Annotated in this window: 11 protein-coding genes; 4 read left to right on the plus strand and 7 right to left on the minus strand. The window is 75.1% G+C overall.

The window, feature by feature from the left end; genetic code table 11:
• The first annotated feature begins 1 nt into the window (after nucleotide 1).
• The gene (locus tag ACZ462_RS07950) at nucleotides 2-1,741 is read left to right on the plus strand and encodes a carbohydrate-binding module family 20 domain-containing protein (RefSeq protein WP_467806836.1); all 1,740 of its coding nucleotides are present in this window, start codon (nucleotides 2-4) and stop codon (nucleotides 1,739-1,741) included.
• 84 nt (nucleotides 1,742-1,825) lie between these two features.
• The gene (pulA, locus tag ACZ462_RS07955) at nucleotides 1,826-7,225 is read left to right on the plus strand and encodes a pullulanase-type alpha-1,6-glucosidase (RefSeq protein WP_467806837.1); all 5,400 of its coding nucleotides are present in this window, start codon (nucleotides 1,826-1,828) and stop codon (nucleotides 7,223-7,225) included.
• Here the strand turns inward: pulA and ACZ462_RS07960 are convergent.
• The 7 genes from ACZ462_RS07960 to ACZ462_RS07990 all read right to left on the minus strand — a co-directional run bounded on the left by ACZ462_RS07960 (nucleotide 7,212) and on the right by ACZ462_RS07990 (nucleotide 14,360).
• Nucleotides 7,212-7,733 (minus strand): GNAT family N-acetyltransferase, encoded by a 522-nt coding sequence (locus tag ACZ462_RS07960; protein WP_467806874.1) that lies wholly within the window; start codon nucleotides 7,731-7,733, stop codon nucleotides 7,212-7,214. The two genes, pulA and ACZ462_RS07960, sit on opposite strands and share 14 nt — an antisense overlap.
• A gap of 36 nt (nucleotides 7,734-7,769) precedes the next feature.
• Nucleotides 7,770-8,513 (minus strand): TetR/AcrR family transcriptional regulator, encoded by a 744-nt coding sequence (locus ACZ462_RS07965; RefSeq protein WP_467806838.1) that lies wholly within the window; start codon nucleotides 8,511-8,513, stop codon nucleotides 7,770-7,772.
• 53 nt (nucleotides 8,514-8,566) lie between these two features.
• Nucleotides 8,567-9,640, minus strand: coding sequence for a PDR/VanB family oxidoreductase (locus tag ACZ462_RS07970; protein ID WP_467806839.1), 1,074 nt, complete (start codon nucleotides 9,638-9,640; stop codon nucleotides 8,567-8,569).
• On the minus strand, nucleotides 9,637-10,533 hold the full coding sequence (locus ACZ462_RS07975) for a metal-dependent hydrolase (RefSeq protein ID WP_467806841.1): 897 nt from the start codon (nucleotides 10,531-10,533) through the stop codon (nucleotides 9,637-9,639). Before ACZ462_RS07975 ends, ACZ462_RS07970 begins: the two co-directional genes overlap by 4 nt.
• Nucleotides 10,534-10,644: 111 nt before the next feature.
• Complete coding sequence (locus ACZ462_RS07980) at nucleotides 10,645-12,594, minus strand: hypothetical protein (RefSeq protein ID WP_467806842.1); 1,950 nt, start codon at nucleotides 12,592-12,594, stop codon at nucleotides 10,645-10,647.
• 115 nt (nucleotides 12,595-12,709) lie between these two features.
• Nucleotides 12,710-13,510, minus strand: coding sequence for a tyrosine-protein phosphatase (locus ACZ462_RS07985; protein ID WP_467806843.1), 801 nt, complete (start codon nucleotides 13,508-13,510; stop codon nucleotides 12,710-12,712).
• 85 nt (nucleotides 13,511-13,595) lie between these two features.
• Nucleotides 13,596-14,360: a rhomboid-like protein gene (locus ACZ462_RS07990; RefSeq protein WP_467806844.1), complete on the minus strand. Its 765-nt coding sequence runs from the start codon at nucleotides 14,358-14,360 to the stop codon at nucleotides 13,596-13,598.
• Between the two features lie 95 nt (nucleotides 14,361-14,455).
• On the opposite strand from ACZ462_RS07990, the gene ACZ462_RS07995 reads away from it, so the two are divergent.
• Nucleotides 14,456-15,229: a hypothetical protein gene (locus tag ACZ462_RS07995; RefSeq protein WP_467806845.1), complete on the plus strand. Its 774-nt coding sequence runs from the start codon at nucleotides 14,456-14,458 to the stop codon at nucleotides 15,227-15,229.
• A gap of 88 nt (nucleotides 15,230-15,317) precedes the next feature.
• Entirely contained in the window at nucleotides 15,318-16,841 is a 1,524-nt protein-coding gene (locus tag ACZ462_RS08000; protein WP_467806846.1) for a PepSY-associated TM helix domain-containing protein, read from the plus strand.
• The last annotated feature ends 95 nt before the right edge of the window (nucleotides 16,842-16,936 follow it).

The raw sequence follows: 16,936 nt of genomic DNA on the forward strand, positions 1-16,936 counted from the left end.
CATGTCTGTCACCGACGCCAGACCGCCCGCCGCCCCCACGCGCCGGGCCGGCGCCGCCGCGCTGCTCGCCGCCACCGCCCTCGCCGCCGCGACCCTCACCGCGCAGGCACCCCCCGCCCAGGCCTCACCACCCGGCGAAAAGGACGTGACCGCCGTCCTGTTCGAATGGCGCTTCGCCTCGGTCGCCCAGGCCTGCACCACCACCCTGGGCCCCGCCGGATACGGATACGTCCAGGTCTCCCCGCCCCAGGAGCACGTCCAGGGCAGCCAGTGGTGGACCTCGTACCAGCCGGTCAGCTACAAGATCGCCTCACGGCTCGGCGACCGCGCCGCCTTCAAGTCGATGATCGACACCTGCCACGCCGCCGGCGTCAAGGTCGTCGCCGACTCCGTCATCAACCACATGGCCGGTCCCGCCGACCCGAACGCCACCCTCACGGGCACCGGCGGCAGCACCTACCGCAAGTACGAGTACCCCGGCATCTACTCCGGGGCCGACATGGACGACTGCCGCACCGCCATCGGCGACAACTACCGCGACCGCGGCAACGTCCAGAACTGCGAACTCGTCCAGCTCGCCGACCTCGACACCGGCGAGGAGTACGTCCGCGCACGGATCGCCGGCTACCTCAACGACCTGCTCTCCCTGGGCGTCGACGGCTTCCGCATCGACGCCGCCAAGCACATGCCGGCCGCCGACCTCGCGAACATCAAGTCCCGGCTGACCAACCCGGGCGCCTACTGGAAGCAGGAGGCGATCTTCGGAGCCGGCGAGGCCGTCGACCCGTCCGAGTACCTCGGCACCGGCGACGTCCAGGAGTTCCGCTACGCCCGCGACCTCAAGCGGGTTTTCCAGAACGAGAACCTCGCCTACCTGAAGAACTTCGGCGAGGCCTGGGGCCACATGCCGTCGGGCAAGTCCGGCGTCTTCGTCGACAACCACGACACCGAGCGCAACGGCGAGACCCTCAACTACAAGAACGGCTCCGCCTACACCCTCGCCAACGTCTTCATGCTGGCCTGGCCCTACGGCTCCCCGGACGTCCACTCCGGCTACGAGTGGACCGACAAGGACGCCGGCCCGCCCAACGGCGGCACCGTCAACGCCTGTTACAGCGACGGCTGGAAGTGCCAGCACGCCTGGCGCGAGGTCTCCTCCATGGTCGCCTTCCGCAACACCGCCCGCGGGCAGGCCGTCACCGACTGGTGGGACAACGGCGGCGACCAGATCGCCTTCGGCCGCGGCAGCAAGGCGTACGTGGCACTGAACCACGAGTCCTCCGCCCTCACCCGCACCTTCGAGACCTCCCTGCCCGGCGGCGAATACTGCGACGTGCAGAGCGGACGGGCCGTCACCGTAGGCGCCGACGGCCGGTTCACCGCCACCGTCGCCCCGGGCACCGCCCTCGCCCTGCACGCCGGAGCCCGCTCCTGCACCGCCGCGGCGGCCGGCGGCGCCTCCTTCGCCGTCACCGCCACCACCGTCCCCGGCCAGAACATCCACATCGCCGGCGACCGGCCCGAACTCGGCGCCTGGAACCCCGCCGCCGCGCCCAAGCTCGACCCCGCCGCCTACCCGGTGTGGAAGCTCGACGTGCAGCTGCCGCCCGGGACCGTGTTCTCGTACAAGTACATCCGCCGCGACGCCGCCGGCAACACCGCCTGGGAGAGCGGAGCCAACCGCACCGCCACCGTCCCGGCCGACGGCAAGGTCGCCCTGTTCGACACCTGGCGCAACTGACCCACCCCCACGGCCCAGGGCCGCCCGGCGCCGCATCCGCCCGCGCCGGGCGGCCCGCCGCCCCGCACCCGAGGAGACGACGCCTTGAACCGCCCAGCCGCAGGAGTCCTCGCCGCCGCCCTGGCGGCGACGCTCCTGCCCGCCCTGCCCGCCGCGGCCGCCACAGCCGCCCGGCCGCCGGCCCCGCCCTCCGACGCGGCCCTCGCCGCCGAGCCCGCGCGGCACGACCTCACCCGCGAGCAGTTCTACTTCGTCCTCCCCGACCGGTTCGCCAACGGCGACCGCCGCAACGACACCGGCGGCCTGACCGGCACCCGCCTGGAAACCGGCTTCGACCCCGCCGACAAGGGCTTCTACCAGGGCGGCGACCTCAAGGGCCTCACCGACCGGCTCGACTACATCAAGGGCCTCGGCACCACCGCCATCTGGATGGCGCCGATCTTCAAGAACCAGCCCGTGCAGGGCAAGGGCGACGACGTCTCCGCCGGCTACCACGGCTACTGGATCACCGACTTCACGCAGGTCGACCCCCACTTCGGCACCAACGACGACCTGACCCGGCTCATCGACAAGGCGCACGCCAAGGGGATGAAGGTCTTCTTCGACGTCATCACCAACCACACCGCCGACGTCGTCGACTACAAGGAGCAGTCCTACTCCTACCTGTCGAAGGGCGCCTTCCCCTACCTCACCAAGGACGGCGTCCCCTTCGACGACGCCGACTACGCGGCCGGCGGCCGGAAGTTCCCCGCCACCGACCTCTCCGCGTTCCCCCGCACCCCCTTCGTCCCCGAGGCCAAGAAGAACCTCAAGGTCCCCGCCTGGCTCAACGACCCGGCGATGTACCACAACCGGGGCGACTCCACCTTCGCCGGCGAGTCCTCCGAGCACGGCGACTTCTTCGGCCTCGACGACCTGTGGACCGAGCGCCCCGAGGTCGTCAGCGGCATGCAGAAGATCTACGAGAAGTGGGTCAAGGACTTCCGTATCGACGGCTTCCGCATCGACACGGTCAAGCACGTCAACACCGGCTTCTGGACCCAGTGGGCCACCGCCCTCGACAAGTACGCCGCAAAGCAGGGCCGCAAGGACTTCTTCATGTTCGGCGAGGTCTACTCCGCCGACACCGCCGTCACCTCCCCCTACGTCACCCGCGGCCGCCTCGACGCCACCCTCGACTTCCCGCTCCAGGACGCCATCCGCGCCTACGCCTCCCAGGGCGCCGGCGCCGGACGCCTCTCCGCGGTCCTCGCCGACGACTACCGGTACACCACCGACAAGGCGAACGCCTACGAGCAGGTCACCTTCCTCGGCAACCACGACATGGGCCGCTTCGGCACCTTCCTGCGCCAGGACCGGCCCGGCGCGGAGGAGAAGGAGCTCCTGGCCCGCTACCGGCTCGCCAACGAGCTGATGTTCCTCAACCGCGGCAACCCCGTCGTCTACTCCGGCGACGAGCAGGGCTTCACCGGAGCCGGCGGCGACAAGGACGCCCGCCAGCCCCTCTTCGCGTCCAAGAGCGCCGACTACCTCGACGACGACCAGCTCGGCACCGACCGCACCCACGCCGCCGACGCCTACGACCCCTCCCACCCCCTCTACCGGCAGATCGCCGCGCTCTCCAAGCTCACCCGCGAGCACCCGGCCCTGCGGGACGGCGTCCAGAGCGAGCGCCTGAACGACGGCTCCGTCTACGCCTTCGCCCGCACCGACGCCCCCGCCGCGGACAAGGGCGGCAAGGGCAAGGGCGGCAGGGACAAGGCCCGCCCCGCCCCGCGCCACGAGTACCTCGTCGCCGCGAACAACGCGACCGAGGAGCGCACCGTCCGCATCGACGCCCCGGCCGGAGCCCAGTACCGCACCCTGTACGGCGGCACCGCGATCATCCGCGCCACCGCCGACGGCAAGCTGACCGTCCCGCTGCCCGCCCTCGGCACGGTCGTCCTCCGGGCCCTCGACCCGGTCGCCGCGCCGGCGGCCAAGCCCGCCCTGACCCTGAAGGCCCCCGCGGCCGGCGCCGCCGGAACCGTCGAGGTGTCCGCCGAGGTCAGCGGCGGCGGCCTGAACCGGGTCGTCTTCGCCGCGCAGGCCGGCAACGGCCCCTGGCAGGTCCTCGGCTCCGCCGACCACGCCCCCTACCAGGTGACCCAGCACGTCGACGCCAAGCCCGGCACCCCGCTGCGGTACAAGGCCGTCGTCGTCGACGCCGCCGGGCGCACCGCGAGCGCGCTCGCCGCCTCGTCGGCCGGGCAGCTGCCGCCCGTCGGGGTGCCCACCGCCACACAGCGCGAGTACGCCGTCGTCCACTACCGCCGCCCCGACGGCGACTACACGAACTGGCGGCTCTACGCCTGGGGCGACCTCGCCGAAGGCGAGGCGACCCCCTGGCCCGAGGGGCACGCCTTCACCGGCCGCGACGCCTACGGGGCGTTCGCGTACGTCCGCCTCAAGCCCGGCGCCTCCTCGATCGGCTACCTCGTCATCGACAAGGACGGCAACAAGGACGTCGCCGCGGACCGCACCCTCGACGTGACCCGCACCGGCGAGGTCTGGCTGGAGCAGGGCCAGGAGGCCGTGCGCACCGAGCGGCCCGCGTACCCGCCGCAGGACCGCTCCAAGGCCGTCCTGCACTACCAGCGCGCCGACGGCCGCTACGACGGCTGGGGCCTGCACGTCTGGGCCGGCGCCGCCGCCCCCACCGACTGGTCCAAGCCGCTGGCCCCCGCCCGCATCGACTCCTACGGAGCCGTCTTCGAGGTGCCCCTCGCGGCCGGAGCCGAGTCGCTGAGCTACATCGTCCACAAGGGCGACGAGAAGGACCTGCCCACCGACCAGTCGCTCGACCTCAAAGCCGTCGGCCACGAGGTGTGGATGCTCGCCGGACGGGCCCCCTACCTGCTGCCGCAGCCGGCGGGCTCCGCCGCCGCCCTCGACCTCGGCACGGCGCACGCCGTCTGGATCGACCGGGACACCCTCGCCTGGAACGCCCCCGCGGCCGCCGCGTCCGTCCAGCTCCTCGCCTCCGCCGACGGGTCGGTCAAGGCCGAGAACGGCACCCTGACCGGGACGGCGCAGTGGATCCGGCTCACCCCGGCCCAGCTGACCGACGCGCAGAAGCAGAAGTTCCCCCACCTCGCCGGATACACCGCGCACCGCGTGGACGCCCGGGACCGCGACCGCGTCCGGGACGCCCTGCGCGGCCAGCTCGCGGCCTCCGCACGGGCCGCGAACGGGGCGGTCCTCGCCGCCACCGGCGTCCAGCTCGCCGGAGTCCTCGACGACCTGTACGCGAACAAGAGCGCGCTCGGCCCCGTCTTCAAGGACGGCCGGCCCACCCTGTCGGTGTGGGCGCCGACCGCCCGCACCGTCGAGCTCGAACTCGACGGCCGCATCCTGCCGATGCGCCGCGACGACGCCACCGGCGTCTGGTCGGCGCGCGGCGAGCGCTCCTGGACCGGCAAGCCCTACCGGTACGCCGTCACCGTCTGGGCGCCCGGCCCCCGCCGGATCGTCCGCAACCTCGTCACCGACCCCTACTCCACCGCCCTCACCGCCGACTCGGCGGCCAGCCTCGCCGTCGACCTCGCCGACCCGAAGCTCGCCCCGCCCGGCTGGCGGCAGCTGAACAAGCCCGCCGCCGTCCCCTTCACCTCGGCGCAGATCCAGGAACTCCACATCCGCGACTTCTCCGTCGCCGACCCCACCAGCAAACACCCCGGCCAGTACCTGGCCTTCACCGACGCCGACTCCAAGGGCATGCGGCACCTGCGCGACCTCGCCGCCGCCGGAACCTCCTACGTCCACCTCCTGCCGGCGTTCGACATCGGCACCATCCCCGAGAAGCCCGGCGACCGCACCGAACCGGCCTGCGACCTGAAGATGTACGCACCGGACTCCGAGGAGCAGCAGGCCTGCATCGCCGCCGCGGCCGCGAAGGACTCCTACAACTGGGGCTACGACCCCCTGCACTACACCGTCCCCGAGGGCAGCTACGCCAGCAACCCGGACGGCACCGCCCGGACCGTCGAGTTCCGCAAGATGGTCCAGTCGCTGAACGGCGCCGGCCTGCGCACCGTCATGGACGTCGTCTACAACCACACCGTGGCCTCCGGGCAGGACGGCAAGTCCGTCCTCGACCGGATCGTCCCCGGCTACTACCAGCGGCTCCTGCCGGACGGCAGCGTCGCCACCTCCACCTGCTGCGCCAACACCGCGCCCGAGAACGCCATGATGGGCCGCCTCGTCGTCGACTCGATCACCACCTGGGCGAAGGAGTACAAGGTCGACGGGTTCCGCTTCGACCTGATGGGGCACCACCCGAAGGACAACATCCTGGCCGTCCGCAAGGCCCTCGACGCCCTGACCATGGAGAAGGACGGCGTCGACGGCAAGCGGATCGTCCTGTACGGCGAGGGCTGGAACTTCGGCGAGGTCGCGAACGACGCCCGCTTCGTCCAGGCCACCCAGGCCAACATGGCGGGCACCGGCATCGCCACCTTCTCCGACCGGGCCCGCGACGCCGTCCGAGGCGGCGGCCCCTTCGACGAGGACCCGCGCGTCCAGGGCTTCGCCTCCGGCCTGTTCACCGCCCCCAACGGCTCGCCCGCGAACGGCGGCCCGGCCGAGCAGCGGGCCCGCCTGCTGCACGACCAGGACCTGATCAAGGTCGGCCTCTCCGGCAACCTCGCCTCGTACACCTTCACCGACACCTCCGGGCGCCGCGTCAAGGGCTCCGAGGTCGACTACAACGGCGCCCCGGCCGGCTACGCGGCCGCCCCCGGCGACGCCCTCGCCTACTCCGACGCCCACGACAACGAAACCCTCTACGACGCCCTGGCGTTCAAGCTCCCGCAGGACACCCCCACCGCCGACCGGGCCCGCATGCAGGTCCTGGCGATGGCCGTCTCCGCCCTCTCCCAGGGCCCCGCCCTGTCCCAGGCGGGCACGGACCTGCTCCGCTCCAAGTCCCTCGACCGCAACTCCTACGACAGCGGGGACTGGTTCAACGCCATCCACTGGGACTGCCGCGCCGGCAACGGATTCGGCCGCGGCCTGCCCCCGGCAGCCGACAACAAGCCGAAGTGGACGTACGCCAAGCCCCTGCTGACCGGCCCCGCCCCCGGCTGCTCCGACATCAACGGCGCCTCGGCCGCCTACCGCGACCTGCTGCGCATCCGCACCACCGAGCCGTCCTTCCGGCTAGGCACCGCGGAACAGATCCAGGCGGCGCTCGCCTTCCCGCTCTCCGGGAAGGAGGAGACGCCCGGCGTGATCACGATGGTGCTCGGCGACCTCACCGTCGTCTTCAACGCCACCCCGCAGACCCAGGAGCAGCGCGTCCCCGCCCTCGCGGGCACCGGCTACCGGCTCCACCCGGTGCAGGCCGCGGGCTCCGACCCGGTGGCCCGGCAGGCCGGGTACGAGGCGAGGACGGGAGGGTTCACCGTCCCGGCGCGGACGGTCGCGGTCTTCACACGACGCTGAGCCGGTCGAGCCGCTTCTCCAGGAGCACCACCCCGTAGACGCGGCCGTCCCTGCCCTCCTTGTGGGGGAACTCCCCGACCACCCGGTAGCCCGCGTCCTGGTAGTACGCGAGCAGCCGGGGGTTGGTGGAGAGGCAGTCCAGCCGCGCCCGCGGCAGACCCGAGCCGGCGATCCGGCGCTCGGCGTGTTCGAGCATCCGCCGGCCGGTCCCCGCGGGCGCGGTCCTGCGCTCCACCATCAGCCGGTGGACGTACCCGGCGACCGGGGGCTGCACGCCCCAGGCCTCCTCGTCCGACCACCACAGCTCGTAGGCGCCGGCGATCCGCCCCTCGGAGCCGACCGCGAGCCACACCTCGCCGTCGCGCATCCGCGCCGCGAAGTGCGCGGCGTCCCTGTCCCCGGGCTTCCACTGCTCGATGCCGTTCTGCTGCATCCAGCGGGCGGCCCGGTCGAACAGGCCCGCCAGCATGCCGGCATCCGTCTCCACGGCCCGCCGGAACAGGATCATGTCGTCAATGCTCACGCGCGTATTATCACGCGATGATCAACGGGCTTCCGGGGCCGGTCCGGAGGCCGTCCCGGGCGCCGGGCCCGCGTCACCCGGGACCAGCGACGCCAGGCGCGCCACCAGTTCGCCGAACGGCCCGTCCGCCGGCTCGTGCGCCAGGATCCGCGCCAGCACACCGGCCATCTCCGCGTCGTACGCGGCGCTCACGGCCGCCAGGGCCGCGAAGTCGTGCACCAGCTGGAGCTCCAGCTCCGACCGCGGGATCTCCCGCCCGTCCAGCCACAGCAGCGCCGTCGACTCGGCGAGCGAGACCCACGAGCGGACCACCAGCCGGAGCCGCGCCGGAGGCTCGCCGATCCCCAGGTGCCGCAGGATCTGCTCGTACGCCGCCTGCCGCACCTCGTCGATCATCGCGTTGGTCCGTGTGGACCCGACGGCCGGCCCGCCCCGCATCAGAGCGGAGAAACCGGGCCCGTGGTCGTCGACGAACGCGAAGAACCGGCCCATCACCCGCAGCAGCCTCGTCCCGAGCGGCCCCTCCTGCGGTTCGACGAACCGCTGCGCCAACTCGTCGGCCGCCCGCCGCAGCGCGGCCTCGTACAGGCTCAGCTTCCCCGGGAAGTAGTGGTAGACGAGCGGCCGCGATATGCCGGCCGCCGCCGCGATCTCGTCGATCGACACGTCCTCGGGCGCCCGGTCGCTGAACAGCTGGAGGGCCACCCCGATCAGCTGCTCCCGCCGCTCCTCGACACCCATCCTGCGCCGCACCCCGGTTGTCATGCCGACACCCTACTGCCCGCCCCGCGCGGGGCCTTGGGGCGCCGCCCCGCCGCTCAGAGGTCCAGGACCAGGCGTTCCTCCCGCGCGCGGGAGACGCACAGCAGCATCGAGTCCCCCTGCTCGGCGTCGGTGAGGAGCCCGTCACGGTGGTCCACGGGGCCCGCCAGGACCCGCTGCCGACAGGTGCCGCAGAAGCCCTGCCCGCAGGAGTACGGGGTGTCGGGCAGCTCGCGGCGGACGGCGGCCAGCGCCGACTCACCGGCCGCGACCTCGACCGTGCGGCCGGAGCGGCGCAGTTCGATGGTGAACGGCCGGTCGCCGGCGCCGCCGGAGGACGATGCCGGGGCGAAACGTTCCAGCCGTACGCGCGAGGGGTCCGGGGCGGCGGCGAGGAGCGCGGCCGTCAGCGGCTCGGGCCCGCAGGCGTAGACGAGCGCGTCCGGGGCGGACGCGGCGAGCAGGGCGGCCAGGTCGGGCAGGCCCGCCTCGTCCTCGGGGACGACGGCGACCCGGGCGGACGGCCCGGCGGACGCGGCGAGTTCGGCGAGTTCCGGCAGGAACGGCATCGTGGCGCGGCTGCGGCCCCCGTACAGCAGCGTCCAGCCGGCGCCGGCCGCGGCGGCCGCGCGGACCATCGGCAGGATCGGGGTGATGCCGATGCCGCCGGCGACGAACACGTAGGAGGCGGCCGGCTCCAGCGCGAACCGGTTGCGCGGCGGCCGCAGTTCCAGCACACCGCCCTCCGCGAGCCGGTCGTGCACCTCGCGGGAGCCGCCCCGCCCGTCCGCCACCAGCCGGACCGCGATCGTGTAGCGGCCGCGGTCGGCCGGGTCGCCGCACAGGCTGTACTGGCGGACCAGCCCGGACGGCAGCACAACGTCGACGTGCGCCCCGGGAGCCCACTCCGGCAGCTCGGGCGACTCCAGCACCAGCCGTACCACGCCCTGGGCGGGCTCGGTGCGCGAGGCGATCCGCGCGCGCAGCCGTCGGCGCGGCGAGTGCCCGGACACCGGCTCCGCCAGCGCGGGCAGCGGCCACAGCGGCGAGCGGGAGATGCGGGCGCGCAGGGCGCGGCGCGCCACGAGGACCGCGCCGGCCACCGCGGCGGCCTTGAGGGCCCGCGTCACGGCCGGGCACCCCCGTTCGCGCCGGGGGAGGAGGCGAGGTAGGCCGCCGCCTGCGCCGTGGAACCCTCCTGCGACGGGTGGTAGGTACGGGACAGGTAGGTCGGTATGGACCTCAGCATCGCCCCGGTGGACGGCAGGACCCCCTGCTGGCCGGCCCGGAAGAACTGCCCGAGCGAGGCCCTGGCGGCGACCAGCTCGGGATCGTTGTCCATGAAGAAGCGGACGCCGCGCTGCCACAGCCACACCAGCGACGCGAACGCGGTCGCCCAGGTCCGCACGCGCCGCCGGTAGCCGCCGTCGACGTGCAGGAAGAGGTCGAAGGCCACCGAGCGGTGCTCGACCTCCTCGGCGCCGTGCCAGCGCAGCAGGTCGAGCATCACGGGGTCGGCGCCGCGGCGGTCCAACTCGTCCGCGTTCAGGATCCAGTCGCCGAGGAACGCCGTGTAGTGCTCGATCGCCGCGATCATCGCCACCCGCTCCATGAGCCACCAGTGCCGCGCCCTGCCGGGCGGCAGGGTCCGGTCGCCGAGCAGCTTCTCGAAGAGCCAGTCCACCTGGGCGGTGTACGGGGTGGGGTCGAGGCCCTGCCTCCGGAGGTGGGGCAGCACGTCGTCGTGCGCGGCGGCGTGCACGGCCTCCTGCCCGATGAACCCGATGACGTCCGCGCGCAGCCGCTCGTCCCGTATGTGGGGGAGGACCTGCTTGTACACGTGCACGAACCACCGCTCGCCCGCGGGCAGGAGCAGGTGCAGCACGTTGATGGTGTGCGTGGCGAAGGGGTCGCCGGGCAGCCAGTGGAGCGGGGTGTCCTCCCATCCGAAGGACACGTTCCGCGCCTTGAGCTCCGTGTGCTCCGACGCCACGCGGGCGGGGGCGAGCGGCTTGTTAGACATGGCGTCAATGTACTGGCGGGCGGGGAGCGGGAAAACCCCCCGGCGCCACCGGAGGAGGCCGCAGGCGGGCGAGGCCCGCCGTCAGGGCCGGGGTCCGCCCGGCGGGCGCCGTCAGGGCCGGGGTCCGCCCAGCGGGCCCGCCTTCGTCCCGTCCGTGAGCCTGCCCGACACGGCGACCTGCGCGCCCGCCGGCGTCTTCACCGCCAGCCGGCTCCCCGCCGACGCCCCGCTCACCCCGCCGCCCGACACGGACAGCGAGGCGAACTGCGCACTGCCCGCGGCCAGCACGTACCACTGGCCGCCCTTCGACTTCCACTGCACGCCCGCCAGGACGCGCGGCTCCCGCGGACCGCAGGCCGGCGAGCCCTCCGCCTGCGCCACCAGCGCGGCCACCGCCTCGCCCGGCGCCACGAACTGCGCCTGCACCCGGTCCCGTACGCCCGCCCAGGTCTCGGCCCGCGTGCACAGCCACGACGCCGTGCCCCCGCCCTCCGGCAGTGCCTGCCGGGCGTACGCCCAGGCGTTCACCGAGCGGACCCCGTTCGAGCGGAACGACGGCAGCAGGCAGGCGATCCGCGACCACTCGCCCAGTTCCCCGGCCTGCGCCACGTCCCGCTCCGCGCCCGGCGCGCCCGAGGTCAGCCGGGCCGGGACCAGCTCGCCGAGGTCGGTGACCAGCCGGGCCCCGCCCTCGCCGGTGAGCGCCAGCGCGTTCCAGGAGGCGCAGGTGCCGCCGGGCGCGGGGCTCGGCACGGGCGGGGTGACCCCGTGCGCGTCCCGCGTCAGGGCCGTCGCCTGCTCGCCCGGCTTCAGCAGGTCCCGGACCGCCGCACCGGTCACCCACGGCGCCGTCAGGAAGCGGACGTTGCCGTCGACCCGGCCCAGCACCAGTGCCGACGCGGTCTCCGCGGACGCGCCGTCGGTCCGCGCGAAGTCCAGCGCCGCCACCGAGGTCCCCGCGACCGGCTCCGCGTACCGGACCACGCGCAGGCCGTCGTACAGCAGTACCACGACCGCCTGGTCGACGGTCCCCGCGAACAGCAGCTGCGCCGGGCCCATCGGCGGACCGGGCGGGGTGCCGGGCGTCGCCGACGCGGCGACGGCCGCGCCGGGCCGCGCCCACACCGCCAGCGCGCGGCGCAGCAGCGCGGAGTCGCCGACACGGTCGCCACGGGCCGGCCAGGTCGAGAAGCCCGTACGGGACGACGTACGCCACAGCGAGGGCACGACCCGGATCAGCTTGGCGGGGTCCAGGGCCTGCTCGGCTGCCGCGTTCCGCGCGTACGGCGGAGCCGCGGCCCCGTCCGCCCCCCACCCGCCGCCGGGCAGCGCGAGCAGCGCCCCGCCCACGGCGAGCGCCGCTCCGGCCGCCAGCGCGGCCCGCCCGAGGCGGCGCCGGCGCAGCAGGTCGGTGGGGCGCGCCTGGAGCACGCACGGATCGAACTCGGGGGCGGCGAACAGGGCGTCGTGGACCGGGTCCCCCGACTCCGCGACCGCCGCGGCCGGATCGGCGACCCCCGCCTCGGCGAGCACCCGCAGCACCTCCGGCCCGGGCAGCCCCTCCAGCGCGCGCAGCACGCACGCGGCGCGGCCCGGCCCGTCGAGGGTGGCCAGCCACTGGTCCAGGGCCAGCTCCTCGGCCCCGCCCGCACGGGGGAACAGCCGCAGCCCCCACACCTGCGGCAGCAGGCCGGGCAGCTGCGCCCGCTTCGGCAGCGCCCGGAACGTCAGCGGAACGCCGGCCTCCAGGGCGGAGCGCAGCACGCGCAGCCGGACGTACGCGTACCCGGCCTCGCCGGCCCCCGCCCCGCCGCGCTGCCCGGGAAGGCCCTGCCGCGCCCGCCGGCCGCCGCGGGCGGTGCGCCGGGTGCCGCGCGGCAGCGCCCGCTGGGTCAGCGCGTGGGCGCCGAGCACGCGCCGGTGGCGGCCCAGCGAGGGCGGCAGCACCAGGTAGGCGAGCCGCACCAGCCGCGGGTAGTGCTCGACGATCGCGGCCTCGGCCTCGTCCACGCCGGGCGGCGCGGGGGACGGGTGGCGGGTGGCGGTGTCCGGCGCAGTCACGTTCAGCAGAACGAGCGAATGGCCGGATGGTCACCGCTCCGGGGCCCGCCGCCGGATCGTTTCCCCGGTGCCAGCCGTGCCAGCCGTGCCAGCCGTGCCAGCCGTGTCAGCCGTTTCAGTGGACGAGGCGGGTGCGCAGCGCCTCCACCGTCCCGTCCGGGACGCCGAGCCCCTCGCGCACGTACTTCTCCATCGAGCCGTACCGCGTGCTCACCTCGTCCAGTGCCGCCTCCAGGTAGGAGGGGAACACCCCGATCAGGCCCAGCGCGATGTCCGGGTCGCCGCCCGAAACGGTGAAGCCCTCGATCATCCGGGCGAACGCCTGCCGGACGGCCGGATTCACCGACAGGTACTCGGCCATCAGGGTGTCGTCGTCGGCGCCGAGCAGCGCCAGCACCACCGTCGCACCCCAGCCCGTGCGGTCTTTCCCGGCCGTGCAGTGGAACAGCAGCGGGCCCGCGTCCGGGGCGGCCAGCTCCGTCAGCAGCGTCCGGTACGCGGCCTGCGCCGACGGCAGGCTCACCAGCGACCGGTAGATGTCGGCGAACAGCACCGTCACCTTGCCGCCGCCCAGGTGCTCCTCCGCCAGCGCCGGATCCGCCAGCAGGTCCTTCAGCTGCGACGCGGCCGGCATCCGCCCCGCAGTCACCTTGTCCGCCAGGACGTCCTCCACGACCAGGCGCACGCCCGGCGGTATCCGGTCCGGGTGGTCGGCGCGCTCCACTGCCGTCCGGAAGTCGATCACCGTGCGCAGGCCGAGGGCCGCCACCGCCGGGTCGGCGGCCACGTCCAGCCGGTCGAGCTGGCCGGAGCGCAGCACCAGGCCCGGCCGCACGGTGCGGCCGCCGGCCAGGGGCGTGCCGCCGAGGTCGCGCAGGTTGGCGACGGTGGTCGAGGGCGTGGCGGTGGCGGTCATCGGGCGGCTCCAGGGCTCGGTCGGCGGGGAGGGACGGGCGGGCGTGGCGCAGGGGAGGCGTCGAGGTGGCGCCGGTCGTTCCGGTTCATCCGATTTTCAGTGCTTTTCGGGCGGAGAGGTAATCGAAGGCGAGCGACAGCCCGACCCCTATCCCCAGCGCCGCCAGGTGCCCGGCGTCCGTGAACGTCCGCCCGCGCCGCAGCACCGGCTGCACGGCGGCGGCCAGCAGCCCGACCCGGGTCGCCGTGCGGACCGGCCCGCGCGGCAGCGCCGACGTGAGCGCGCCGAGCACGGCGTTGAACCCGTAGCTCGTCCCCACGTCCAGGGCCCGCCGGGTCTCCGGGCCGGCCCGGCCGCGCAGCGCCCCGTACACCAGCAGCGTCGCCGCGACGTGCCCGAACAGGAAGACCCCGGCCGTCCACCAGGCCCCGTACGCGTACTCCGCGTACCCGAGCACCGCGACCAGCAGGAGCGCGTACGGCAGCGGCAACGGCTCCTCGACCACCAGGGCACTGCTCAGCAGCGTCTCCCAGCGGCCCGCGGAGAGGTTGTCGACGTTCGTCGAGCAGCCGCGCAGCAGCCGCTCCCGCCCGGGGACCTCCACCGCGCGCAGCGCGTACGCCCCGAGCTGCACCCCGACCGTGTACACGGCCCCGCCCAGCGGCAGAGGGCGGGCGGCGGGCAGGCGCCACGCCCCGGGCAGCGGCCACGGCCCCGTGGTGGGCGGCGGGCCGGACGGGGACACCGCCGGCCGCGGGGCGGGGGCGGGCCGTGCGGCGGCCGGCGACGGCGCGGGCGCGGGGCGCGGCCCCCGCGCCGGGACCGGCCCCGGCGAAGGCGTCGGATTCATCCGCCCATGATCGGCCAAGCTCCCACGGCGCGCGCCGCCGGGTCCGGTAGCGGACGTTCCGCCTTCGCCGCGGGCTGTGCGAGCATGTTCCGGCCATGTCAGGTCAACCCGCGCCCCTGCGCGCCACACGAGCCGCGCTCTTCGCGGCGGTGTGCACCGCGCTGGGCGCCGCAGGGCACGCCCTGATGTCCGGCGCCGACATCCCGCCCCGCGGCCTCCTCGCCGCCTTCGCGGCGACCGGCGCACTCGCCTGGCTCGCCGCCGGACGCCGCCGCGGCCCCCTCCCGATCGGCGCGGCCCTGCTCGCCGCCCAGGCAGCCCTGCACCTCGCCTTCTCCGGGACCGCGGCCGGCCACCACCACGCCGCCGCGCCCGCCCCCGCCGTGCCGATGCCCGGCCACCCCCACCTCCACGGCACGGTGCTCCCCGCCGGAGCCGCCGACACGCACGCCGCCGCGGGCGCCGACGCCCTCGCCGCCGGAGGCACCTCCCTCGCCGACGCCGCGGCCCGACTGGCCGACACGGCCGGGCACGGCGGCCCCGGCATGGTCGCCGCCCACCTGCTCGCCGCGCTCCTGTGCGCCGCCTGGCTCGCCCGGGGCGAGGCCGCCGTCTTCCGGCTCGCCGCAGCCCTCGGCGCGGCCGCCGTCCACGCCGCCCGCCCGCTCGCCCGCGCCCTGGCCCTCGTACGGGCGCGCGCCGCCCTCACCCCGCGGCCGCCCGCAACCCGGCGGCCCGCGTACGCGCCGCCGCGCCGGCTGCGCGGCGCCGTCCACGCCCACGCGCTCGTACGCCGCGGACCGCCCCGCCGGCCCGGCAGTGCCCTCGGCACCACCTCCACGGCCCCCGGCCGTGCCGCCCGCGCCTGACCGGCGCGCCTCCCGCCACGCGAGGAGGCGGGGCGGGGCGAGACAGGGGGCCCGTTCCCCATGTCTTCGCCCATACGACAGGACACCCATGTCTCTCGACGAGGCCCAAGGCGCCCGCACCGCGGACGCCGCCGACACCGACACCGACACCGATACCGGCACCGGCATCCCTGCATCCCGACCCGCGCCGGCCGGCGGGCCGGCCCCCGACCCGGCCGGCCCCGAGGCCAGGCCCGGCGGATGGGCGGCCCTGCGGCCGCTCCTGCTGCGCATGCACTTCTACGCGGGCCTCCTCATAGCCCCGCTGCTCTTCCTCGCCGCCGCCACCGGCCTGCTCTACGCGGGCTCCTGGCAGGCCGAGAAGCTCCTCTACGCGGACGAGCTGACCGTCGACCGCGTCGGCGAGGCCGCCGTACCGCTCAGCACCCAGGTCGCCGCCGCCCGGCACGCCGAACCCGAAGGCAAGGTCGTCGCCGTGTGGCCCGCGCCCGACGCCGAGGCCACCACGCGCGTGATCATGGAGGCGCCGGGCCTCGCCGAGGGCGAGACCCGCACCGTGTTCGTCGACCCGTACACCGCCCAGATCGACGGCACCCTGACCACGCAGGGCGACGCCCTGCCGCTGCGCGCCTGGCTCAGCGAGTTCCACGCCAGCCTCCAGCTCGGCGAGTTCGGCCGGAACTACAGCGAACTCGCCGCGAGCTGGCTGTGGGTGGTCGCCCTCGGCGGCGCCGCCCTCTGGATCGGCCGCCGCCGCAGCCGCAAGGCCCTCCTCGTCCTCCCCGACCGCAAGGCCACCGGCCGCCGCAGGACGCTCTCCTGGCACGGCACCGTCGGCCTGTGGGCCGCCCTCGGCCTCGTCGCTCTCTCCGCGACCGGCCTGACCTGGTCGAAGTACGCCGGCGAGAACATCGGGCAGCTCCAGGACCGCCTCGGCGGTGCCACTCCCTCCGTCTCCGCCTCCCTCACCCCGGGCCAGGCCGCCGGCGGCGACGAGCACGCCGGGCACGTCATGACCGAGGACATGGAGATGCCCCCGGCACCCCCGACCGCCGACATCGGCATCGACCGGGCCGTCGCCGCCGCCCGCGAGGCCGGCGCCACCGAGTCCCTCCAGGTCACCCTGCCCGCGAAGGGCAAGGGCTACGTCGTCAAGGAGAAGGACCGCGAGTTCCCGGTCAACTTCGACACCGTCGCCGTCGACCCCGCCGACGGGCGCGTCATGGACGTCCTGCGCTTCTCCGACTACCCGCTCCTCGCCAAGCTGACCCGCTTCGGCATCGACCTGCACATGGGCCAGACCTTCGGGCTCGCCAACCAGATCGCCCTGGCGGCCCTCGCCGTCGCGCTCATGCTGCTCGTCTTCTGGGGCTACCGCATGTGGTGGCTGCGCCGGCCCACCAAGGAGCGCGCCCTGTCGGCCGGGCGCGCCCAGCCGCGCGGCGCCTGGCGCAAGCTGCCCGTGACGCTCCTGCTGCCGCTCGCCGCCGCGACCGCCGCCGTCGGCTGGTTCGTGCCGCTGCTCGGCCTCAGCCTCGTGGCGTTCCTCGCCGTCGACATGCTGCTCGGCGCCCTCGCCGGCCGCCGCGCCAAGGCGGAGGCCGCCGGCTAGACCCGGTCCGGACCGGCCCGGACCGGCCCGGACCGGCACCGTGCGGGCCCGTACTCCACAGGGGGGAGTACGGGCCCGCTGCCGTCTCGGCCCGG

The organism is Streptomyces sp. NPDC031121, assembly GCF_055570615.1.

Excerpts from the sequence above, each read along its gene's own strand:
- ACZ462_RS07960 (WP_467806874.1), bottom strand. The coding sequence starts at position 7,733 with ATGATCCTGTTCCGGCGGGCCGTGGAGACGGATGCCGGCATGCTGGCG.
- ACZ462_RS07985 (WP_467806843.1), bottom strand. The coding sequence starts at position 13,510 with ATGACCGCCACCGCCACGCCCTCGACCACCGTCGCCAACCTGCGCGAC.
- ACZ462_RS07990 (WP_467806844.1), bottom strand. The coding sequence starts at position 14,360 with ATGAATCCGACGCCTTCGCCGGGGCCGGTCCCGGCGCGGGGGCCGCGC.
- ACZ462_RS07965 (WP_467806838.1), bottom strand. The coding sequence starts at position 8,513 with ATGACAACCGGGGTGCGGCGCAGGATGGGTGTCGAGGAGCGGCGGGAG.
- ACZ462_RS08000 (WP_467806846.1), top strand. The coding sequence starts at position 15,318 with ATGTCTCTCGACGAGGCCCAAGGCGCCCGCACCGCGGACGCCGCCGAC.
- ACZ462_RS07995 (WP_467806845.1), top strand. The coding sequence starts at position 14,456 with ATGTCAGGTCAACCCGCGCCCCTGCGCGCCACACGAGCCGCGCTCTTC.
- ACZ462_RS07975 (WP_467806841.1), bottom strand. The coding sequence starts at position 10,533 with ATGTCTAACAAGCCGCTCGCCCCCGCCCGCGTGGCGTCGGAGCACACG.
- ACZ462_RS07950 (WP_467806836.1), top strand. The coding sequence starts at position 2 with ATGTCTGTCACCGACGCCAGACCGCCCGCCGCCCCCACGCGCCGGGCC.